Origin of the sequence: Halorubrum sp. CBA1125, assembly GCF_009742825.1 — an archaeon.
Classification (GTDB): domain Archaea; phylum Halobacteriota; class Halobacteria; order Halobacteriales; family Haloferacaceae; genus Halorubrum.
The window spans coordinates 1-3,673 of the sequence record NZ_WPCE01000242.1 but is presented as its reverse complement, the minus strand read 5'-3'; the positions used below and the strand labels follow the sequence as shown (position 1 = coordinate 3,673).

Below are 3,673 nucleotides of genomic sequence, written 5' to 3'. Positions count from 1 at the left end.
AACCGCTCGCGTATCTCGAGTTCCTCACGTACGGCCGATCGCTGGCCCACTCGGTGTTCGCGTTCGCGATCTGTTCGCTCGCGGTCTGGTGGGTCGCGAGGCGCGTGCGCGGCCGCTGGGCGGCCGAGACGCTTCCCGAACGGCTCCGGGTCGTCACCCCGGCGGCGTTCGCCATCGGGTACGTGAGTCACCTGCTCGGCGACACCTATCGGTTCTTGCTTGCGGGCGATCTGTGGGCCGCACGGTTTCTGTTGTACCCGCTGTTTCCCGTTTCAGAGTCGCCTGCTGATAATGTGCCCCCGTGGATTCGGCTGTTCCGGATCTATCAGGAGATGGGGACCCATCCCCAACTGAACGTTATCGCCCTCGCCGTCGTCGTGTTCGTGGGACTCCGGGTGCGTCAATATCTGATCTCCTCTCCTAAAGCGTGAGAGGGATGTCAAGACGAACGGCAGCGACACGGAGACCGTGGGGCCGGGAAGATCCGCGTGACGGAACGCTCGTGTATCACGGCGGATGTGACGCACGATTCAGTCGCCGTCCGACGACTCCGCGGCCACCTCGTCCTCTTCGAACTCCCCCAGCAGTCGCGCCTCCGCCTCCTCGCGATCCTCGGGGTACCCGACGTCGACGCGCCACCCGTCCAGGGGGATCGCGTCGATCGTCCGCCCCGACTGGATCAGCAGGTCGATCGCGTCCGAGATCTCGTACTCCCCACGGTTCGACGGCTGGACGAGGTGACACGCGTGGAAGATCGCGGGCGTGAACGTGTAGAACCCGGTCATCACCAGGTTCGACGGCGGGTCCTCGGGCTTCTCGACGACGTCCGTGATCTCCCCGTACTGGTTCGTGTCACACACGCCGTACCGCGAGGCCTCCTCCCAGGGAACTTCCTCGACCAGGAACGCCGCGTCGGCGCGGTCCTCGCGCTGGCGCCGGACCACGTCCTGGAGGTTGGCCTGGAAGATGTTGTCGCCCAAGATTAGCATGAAATCGTCGTCGATGTGCTCTTCGACCGTCAACAACGCGTGGGCCAGCCCCTGCTGCTCGCGCTGGTGGGCGTAGGTGATGGGGACGCCCTCGTAGGTGTCGCCGTAGTGGTCGATGATCACCTCCTTCAGGTACCCCACGACCACGACGAGCTCGTCCGCGCCCAGCTCGATCAGCTGGTCGAAACAGTGGGTGAGCAGCGGCTCGCCGGCGACCTCCACCATCCCCTTGGGCTTGTCCTCGGTGAGCGGCCGGAGACGCGTCCCCTCGCCGGCCGCGAGTACGACAGCTTTCATACGTCTCCTCTCGCGCGACACCGGGATATCTCTTTTCACCGCGTCGATCTCCGGTCAGGACGCCCCGAGTGGCCGACGGTCACGTTCTTTTGAATATTTGAGACACACCAAATTATTTGAGACAAGGCGGTCAAGAACCAGTACGGATGGCTGACTCGAATTCAGGGTCGTGGACGGAGCGTATGAGCGGGCGTGAGCGCGTCCGGCACGTCGTGGAGCTTTTGGACGAGCCAACGCCGGTACAGGAGATCGCGGACCGGGCAGATGTCTCGCGCGCGACAGCCGACGATGAGCTCCAGCGACTGCAGAGTGACGACTGGGTCACCGAGACGACCGTCGACGGAACGAAAGCCTACGATCTGAATCCCGTGCGGATGCTCTTCGACGAGGTAACGGACCTGATCGAGGCCCACTCGCGTGACGAACTGGAGAGCCAGCTCGCGGATCTGAAGGCAGAACAAGAAGAGCTGGCGACGGAGTACGACGTCGGTACACTCGACGAGTTCCGGGAGCAACTCGCTGACGAGGAGCTCTCGGCTGCGGAGCTTCGTGAGCGCCGCAACGTAATCGCCACGTGGGAGGCGATCAACACGGAACTCGGGCTCGTGAAGCACGCCCTCCAGCTGTATGACGACGTCGTGGAACTCTCGTCATCGCAGACTGATTCCCCCTCGACGCTCGCCTGATGGTCGTCTTCCTCGCTAACCGGGCGAACTTGCAGAGCAAGCGGCTCCACGACCGTATCCAGAATCGACTCAGCGGTGAGTTCGAGAACGTTCGGCGTCGACGTGCTGAGCCGCGTGAGGCCGGCTCATACCGGGTCGTCGCTGAGGTAAACCCACGCCAGTTCCTTGGTGAGGACGAGTACCCGGTAACGGCTGCGCGGGTCGAGATCGGATTTCAACTGCAGCCTGGGGAGCCACACGAGTACTACTGGTTCAACTGGGTCGAGCCAGACCGAAGTCTGCTGGTCGGCTGGCACCAGGACGACACGCACGACGACCTCGGGCCAGTTCACCTACAGGTGAACGACGGCGCGACGCCCGTCGCGCACGAACCAGCACAGTTCATCGACTCACATCCACTGGACGTCGTCGAGCACAGACTAAACTCGCTTCCAGACACGATCCTCGCTGTCGAGTGGAAGCAGGGACGACCTGTCGGACTCGATACCGCTGCTTCAGTAACGTGAGTAAGTCCGTATTTTGGTGAGTTCTGAGCGACACCAGAAGTCAGGTGGTCACTCGTGTATCTGGGTGTGTACACAGGTACGTACGTGAGTATGATATTCGAGATCATCTGTACAGTACCAACGGAGCGACTCGAAGTGCGACGAGAGTTACAGCTCCCGGTAAATCGGTTCCGAGAACCAGAAAAATCGCCCGCGCAGCATTGCGGGCATTTGAACTGTGAATATGATGCCGCCTCCCGGATTTGAACCGGGGACAGCTCGATCTTCAGTCGAGTGCTCTCCCAGTCTGAGCTAAGGCGGCTCGTACTCGAAGGAAGGCCGAATCCGAACAAAAGGATTTCGAAAGGAGGCGGAAGCCGACGTCACGTGCGGAATCGACGGTATTCTCTAGTTCGAATCCGATGCACGACACCGGCGCTCGCGACGTTGCTCGCGCCGCAGAAGTGGGACCGCCCGGATTCGAACCTCACTCGTTCCGCTCGCGCCGCTCGCTACACTCGCTGGTTCGCATCCGCTTCACCTGCCGCTGCTCGTGAGTTGCTCGCAGCGGCAGGATGGGACCGCCCGGATTCGAACCGGGGTCACGGGCACCCAAGGCCCGAAGTATACCAGGCTAACCCACGGTCCCTTGCACCCACGTACTGGGATCACGCGCTAAAGAGTTTCGTTCGTCGAGGATCGGGTGCTCGGCGTCGCGCCGCGCTAGCGCGACGTAAAATATTTGTCGGATGCGGAGATCACCTCCCTTTGAGAGCGACGCCCCCACCCAGGTGATAGCCATGCGAATCGGCATCGAGATCGAGTGCTGGGTCGTCGACGAGGACGGCGACCTCGCGTCGGCCGCCGGGATCGCGTCCGCGTGCGACGGTGTCGAGTCCGAGTTCGTCGACCCGCTCCTTGAGGTCGTAACGCCGCCGTGTGAGTCGATCGACCGCGCGCTCGCCGCGCTGTGGACGCGTCTCGACGCGGCGGTGGCGGCCGCGCGCGAACGCGACAGACGCCTCGTCCCGCTGGGAACTCCGCTCTGCGGTGACGTCCCCGTGACGGGGCGAGACGCCCGGACGGTGATCCAGCGCGCCGTGCTCGGCGACCGGCTCTCGCACGCCGCCCGCTGTGCGGGCACGCACGTCCACTTCGAACAGGTCGCCCCGGTCGACCAGCTCCGCATCCTCACGGCGCTCGACCCCGCCTTCGC

At 63.4% G+C, this 3,673-nt stretch carries 5 protein-coding genes and 2 tRNA genes; 4 read left to right on the top strand and 3 right to left on the bottom strand.

Annotated features, from left to right (window positions below; translation table 11 throughout):
* Positions 1–431: metal-dependent hydrolase (locus GJ633_RS14975; protein ID WP_156589444.1), on the top strand; the 431-nt coding region annotated here is incomplete at its 5' end.
* A gap of 99 nt (positions 432–530) precedes the next feature.
* On the opposite strand, the gene aglF is transcribed toward GJ633_RS14975, so the two are convergent.
* The gene (gene aglF / locus GJ633_RS14970) at positions 531–1,286 is read right to left on the bottom strand and encodes a UTP--glucose-1-phosphate uridylyltransferase AglF (protein ID WP_156589443.1); all 756 of its coding nucleotides are present in this window, start codon (positions 1,284–1,286) and stop codon (positions 531–533) included.
* A 182-nt stretch (positions 1,287–1,468) separates the two neighbouring features.
* Here aglF and GJ633_RS14965 point away from each other — a divergent pair, with 182 nt between their 5' ends.
* Together GJ633_RS14965 and GJ633_RS14960 are read left to right on the top strand one after the other, a co-directional pair.
* On the top strand, positions 1,469–1,972 hold the full coding sequence (locus GJ633_RS14965; protein WP_156589442.1) for a winged helix-turn-helix domain-containing protein: 504 nt from the start codon (positions 1,469–1,471) through the stop codon (positions 1,970–1,972).
* The gene (locus tag GJ633_RS14960) at positions 1,972–2,478 is read left to right on the top strand and encodes a hypothetical protein (protein WP_156589441.1); all 507 of its coding nucleotides are present in this window, start codon (positions 1,972–1,974) and stop codon (positions 2,476–2,478) included. The genes GJ633_RS14965 and GJ633_RS14960 overlap by 1 nt, the downstream gene beginning before the upstream one ends.
* 227 nt (positions 2,479–2,705) lie before the next feature.
* Here GJ633_RS14960 and GJ633_RS14955 read toward each other — a convergent pair.
* A tRNA-Phe gene (locus GJ633_RS14955) sits at positions 2,706–2,779 on the bottom strand.
* A 254-nt stretch (positions 2,780–3,033) separates the two neighbouring features.
* Positions 3,034–3,106: transfer RNA gene (locus GJ633_RS14950), tRNA-Pro, on the bottom strand.
* Positions 3,107–3,257: 151 nt separating this feature from the next.
* On the opposite strand from GJ633_RS14950, the gene GJ633_RS14945 reads away from it, so the two are divergent.
* Positions 3,258–3,673: glutamate-cysteine ligase family protein (locus tag GJ633_RS14945; RefSeq protein ID WP_231741381.1), on the top strand; the 416-nt coding region annotated here is incomplete at its 3' end.

Excerpts from the sequence above, each read along its gene's own strand:
- aglF (WP_156589443.1), bottom strand. The coding sequence starts at position 1,286 with ATGAAAGCTGTCGTACTCGCGGCCGGCGAGGGGACGCGTCTCCGGCCG.
- GJ633_RS14965 (WP_156589442.1), top strand. The coding sequence starts at position 1,469 with ATGAGCGGGCGTGAGCGCGTCCGGCACGTCGTGGAGCTTTTGGACGAG.
- GJ633_RS14960 (WP_156589441.1), top strand. The coding sequence starts at position 1,972 with ATGGTCGTCTTCCTCGCTAACCGGGCGAACTTGCAGAGCAAGCGGCTC.